The 4,082-nt window shown below is 48.1% G+C and carries 5 protein-coding genes; 1 reads left to right on the top strand and 4 read right to left on the bottom strand.

What is annotated here, in order from left to right:
• Positions 1-245: 245 nt before the first annotated feature.
• Entirely contained in the window at positions 246-926 is a 681-nt protein-coding gene (locus IQ224_RS22175; protein ID WP_194033503.1) for a response regulator transcription factor, read from the top strand.
• Between the two features lie 93 nt (positions 927-1,019).
• Here the strand turns inward: IQ224_RS22175 and IQ224_RS22170 are convergent, their stop codons facing one another.
• The 4 genes from IQ224_RS22170 to IQ224_RS22155 all read right to left on the bottom strand — a co-directional run bounded on the left by IQ224_RS22170 (position 1,020) and on the right by IQ224_RS22155 (position 3,976).
• On the bottom strand, positions 1,020-1,424 hold the full coding sequence (locus IQ224_RS22170) for a DUF1622 domain-containing protein (protein ID WP_194033502.1): 405 nt from the start codon (positions 1,422-1,424) through the stop codon (positions 1,020-1,022).
• Positions 1,425-1,528: 104 nt separating this feature from the next.
• Entirely contained in the window at positions 1,529-2,128 is a 600-nt protein-coding gene (locus IQ224_RS22165; protein WP_002734165.1) for an ATP-dependent Clp protease proteolytic subunit, read from the bottom strand.
• A gap of 35 nt (positions 2,129-2,163) precedes the next feature.
• Positions 2,164-2,850: an ATP-dependent Clp protease proteolytic subunit gene (locus IQ224_RS22160; protein ID WP_002746650.1), complete on the bottom strand. Its 687-nt coding sequence runs from the start codon at positions 2,848-2,850 to the stop codon at positions 2,164-2,166.
• A gap of 139 nt (positions 2,851-2,989) precedes the next feature.
• Positions 2,990-3,976, bottom strand: a complete 987-nt coding sequence (locus IQ224_RS22155; RefSeq protein ID WP_194033501.1) for a zinc-dependent alcohol dehydrogenase family protein — start codon at positions 3,974-3,976, stop codon at positions 2,990-2,992.
• Positions 3,977-4,082 lie beyond the last annotated feature (106 nt).

Below are 4,082 nucleotides of genomic sequence, written 5' to 3'. Positions count from 1 at the left end.
GGGTGTGGGGTGTAGGGTTTTACCGATTTTGAGGGAGTCAATTACCTAATTTTTAGGGAAAAAGTCCCAGAATTTTCCCCCCAATCACTCCAATGGTCGGCACTTTTTGAGAGAAAAAAAGTCTAAAAACCTTGTTGGATAAGGTTTTTAGATTTATTCAGGAAACCCTAACTACCTGTTACCTTTTGCCTGTCGATCCTTTGTCCGTCTCCATTCCCCCAACCCTGCAGCCCGGAAAAATAGCGATGAAAGAGACCAACAAAGACAACAAACAACTTTTATTAATCGACGATGACCCAAATTTAATACTTTTGGCGAAAGATTATCTAGAGTTTCGTGGTTATAGGGTGACAACCGCAGAAAACGGTCGGGAGGCCCTAGCAATCCTCGAACGCGGGGCAAATGCGGCTAAAGCAAGGGAAATGCCCGATATCATTATCTGTGATCTGATCATGCCGGAAATGGATGGTTATGCCTTCCTCGAAACAATTCGTCAGGACAGTCGTTTTAGTGGCCTTCCCGTGATTTTTCTCTCCCCTAGTGGTCAAAGTCAGGACAAGGTGACAGGTTTAACCGCTGGGGCCGATTTTTATCTGGTTAAACCCTTTGAACCGGAAGAATTAGTGGCCCTGGTGGAGTCTTCCCTCAAACAAGCGGGCCAGTTACCAAAACGCATCACCCGCATTCATTCCCCGGATGTCACCCCTGTTCAGGTTCCGGGTAATGTGGAATTAACCCCAACGGAGTTAAAAGTAATACAATTGGTCGCCCAAGGACTGGCTAATCGGGAAATCGCAACAAAACTCAATGTTAGTCAACGGACAATCGAAAGTCATGTGTCGAATATGCTCCATAAAACTGGTCTTCATAATCGCACGGAATTGACCCAATGGGCGATCGAAAGTAATAAGCTGTTGACTATCTAGGGTTTGCTGAAAAACTGTTTTTGCATACCCTCAATATTCAACAACTTATCAGGGATCAGTGTCAGGTGATTGTCAACTCAGCTTTTTTTGGCATTAAAAATCCCTGAGATTGTCCTGGGCTGCTAGTTGCGATCGCTCTTTTTCCAGGGACAATTCCGTTTCCAATTCTTTGCTGAGGAAATAGTTGAGGAAAGTTCGGATAATAGCGATGAGGGCGAGTTTTGCCAAGGCTTCTAGAGTGGGTGTGACGGTGGTAGCCACGATGTCTCCACCTAACTGAAACTCTAGGGCTAAAGATAGCCAACTACCAAAACGAATGCGAATTTGATTGAAGGAAAAAGAAGGATGACTGCGACGGTGACGATTAGACTGCCAAGCTAATTGTAGAGTTTTAATGAGTCCGATTACCACACAAGCGATTGAAAGACTTTCTAGGCAAAACTTGATGATTGCCACGGCAGAAATCAAGCCTGTTTCTAAAGTTGCTAAAAATTCCATACCCAACAGATACCCTCTTATCGGATAAACCAACCTACCATCTAAGGAAGTTTGTCCAATGGCAGTTAGAACAGGTTTCTCGCCTGTTCTAACCTCTGACTGACTTAAGCCGGTCTTCCCTCGACCACCTTATCGATTAAACCGTAGGCGACGGCTTCCTCGGCGGAGAGGAAATAATCGCGGTCAGTGTCTTTTTCGATGCGTTCGATGGTTTGTCCGGTGCGATTAGCCATAATTTCGTTTAATTGCTGGCGAATACGCAGGATTTCCTTAGCTTCAATGTCGATATCCGTCGCTTGCCGGCGCCCGGTTCCGCCCATGGGTTGGTGAATCATAATCCGCGCGTGGGGAAGAGCGAGACGCTTACCCGGACTACCGGAAGCCAGCAAAAATGCCCCCATAGAGGCCGCTAATCCCACACAGATAGTCACCACCTCCGCTTTGATGTACTGCATGGTGTCGTAGATGGCCATACCGGCGGTAACGGAACCCCCCGGCGAGTTGATATAGAGATAGATAGGTTTAGTGGGGTCTTCTGAGTCGAGATAAAGCATTTGGGCCACAAGGGCATTGGCTAACCCGTCGGTGACTTCCTGCCCCAAAAAAAGAATGCGTTCCACCGAAAGACGGCTGTAAATGCTAATCCACTGTTCGTATTGGCTACCAGGCAGACGGTAGGGAACTTTTGGCACACCGATAGGCATAATTGGTAACAACTCCTGCTAATTTGTAATAAATCTTAACTAACTTGGGCGAGGGGTTTCGGTAGTTCCTTGCGACTTTCGAGAACGCGATCGATTAATCCGTAGTCTTTCGCCTGTTGTGGGGTGAGATAGAAGGTGCGATCCATATCTTTCGCCAGTTTTTCGGTGGTTTGACCCGTATTTTTCGAGAAAATTTCCAACATCGTCTGTTTATTGGCGATTACCTCCTTGGCACGAATCTGGATATCGGTGGCTTGTCCTTGGGCCCCGGTGCGATTTTGGTTGAGAACAATGGTAGCGTGGGGCAAGGAGGCGCGAAAACCCTTGGTTCCTGCGGAAAGAATCATCGCTGCAGTTCCCATGGCCTGCCCGATACAGATAGTATGAACGGGAGGTTTAATGTAGTTGAGGGTGTCACAGATGGCGAAAGCTTCCGTTTCGTAGCCGATCGCGTCACCAGTGTACCAGGATGTGCCGGTAGAGTTGATATAGAAGAAAATCGGTTTTTCGGGATCGTCAAATTGCAGGTAGAGCAGTTGGGCGATAATTAATTCCGTCACGTCCACCCCGACATTGCGCTTGACATCATCGGAGGAAAATAAAGGCAACCCCAGATAGACAATTCTCTCTTTGAGCAGGAGAGATTCTAAGTCCGGTGGTGGTGTCCGATAGGCTGCATCCCCATAATAGGCAGTTTGTACCGCTTTAATCACTGAGTTCATCGAGTTTTTCCGTCATACACAGTATCCTGCTTTTGATTTTAACGTAATCAGGTTGACCGATTGGCAAAAGTGTAGCGGTGGTTTGCCCTCTCCCTGCTTTAACAACTTCTGCTGCTCACCAGTAGTGACCGGCAGATTTCTAGTCGATAATTAGGGCTATTTTCCCCGTCACCGCACCAGTTTCTAGCAATTGATGGGCGCTGATAGCTGCCGCTAAAGGGAAGGTTTGGGAGAGATGAATAGTTAACTTTTTCTCGTCAATTAAACGCGCCCCTTGTCTGAGAATTTCTGTTTGATATTTTTGCGCTTCTGGCAGTCCCATCAAAGCCGGGGTTAACATTAATTCTAAACTAATCCGCAAATTGCGATCGCGGGCTTCCTTCCAGCTGCCCGTAGGTTCCAAAATCGTCACCATATCGCCGTACACTCGCACCGCTCGGCAAGTTTGCCTAAAAGTTTCCCCTCCCACCGTATCAAAAGCGATATCTACTCCTTTCCCTGCGGTTTCTTGAAGTATCGCCGCGACAAAATCGGTCTGTTTGTATAAAATCGGGTAATCTGCCCCTAATTGCCGCACTAAACGCTCTTTATCGCTATTTCCCACCGTCGTATAAACTTTAGCCCCTTTCAGTTTCGCCAATTGAATCGCGACATGACCAACACCCCCAGCCCCGCCATGGATAAGGACGCTTTGTCCCGATTGCAGACGAGCGCGATCGTAGAGTGCTTCCCAAGCGGTGATTAAAACCAAAGGTACAGCGGCCGCCTCGGCAAAAAAAAGAGATTTCGGCTTGTGAGCCAGATAATCCGCCTCGATTAGGGCATATTCGGCATAATTTCCCGTGCCGGCCTTGCCCAGTCCGCCGCTACAAAAGTACACTTCATCCCCGGGGCGAAAATCCTGCACCGTCGCCCCAACGGCCTCGACAATTCCCGCCCCGTCACAGCCCAAAATGGCTGGCATTTGCTCGGGGTAAAAAGTGCCGCGTTTACGAATTTTTGTATCAATAGGGTTGACACCAGCCGCTTTTAATGCTACTAAAACCTGATGCGGTTGACTAATTTTCGGGGTGGGGACTTGCTGAAGCTGCAGGACATCCACGGCAGTCATGAGGATAGCTTTCATTCTATCTAGGGTTTGCTGAAAAAGGTTTTCCTGAGGGCAGGGATCCCCCCGCCTACCGGCACCCCCCTTAATAAGGGGGGCAGGGGGGATCAGCACCCCTTAATAA

Origin of the sequence: Microcystis sp. LEGE 00066 (genome assembly GCF_015207925.1) — a bacterium.
In the GTDB taxonomy this organism is placed as follows: Bacteria; Cyanobacteriota; Cyanobacteriia; order Cyanobacteriales; family Microcystaceae; genus Microcystis; species Microcystis ichthyoblabe_A.
This window is presented reverse-complemented; position numbering and strand designations above follow the sequence as displayed.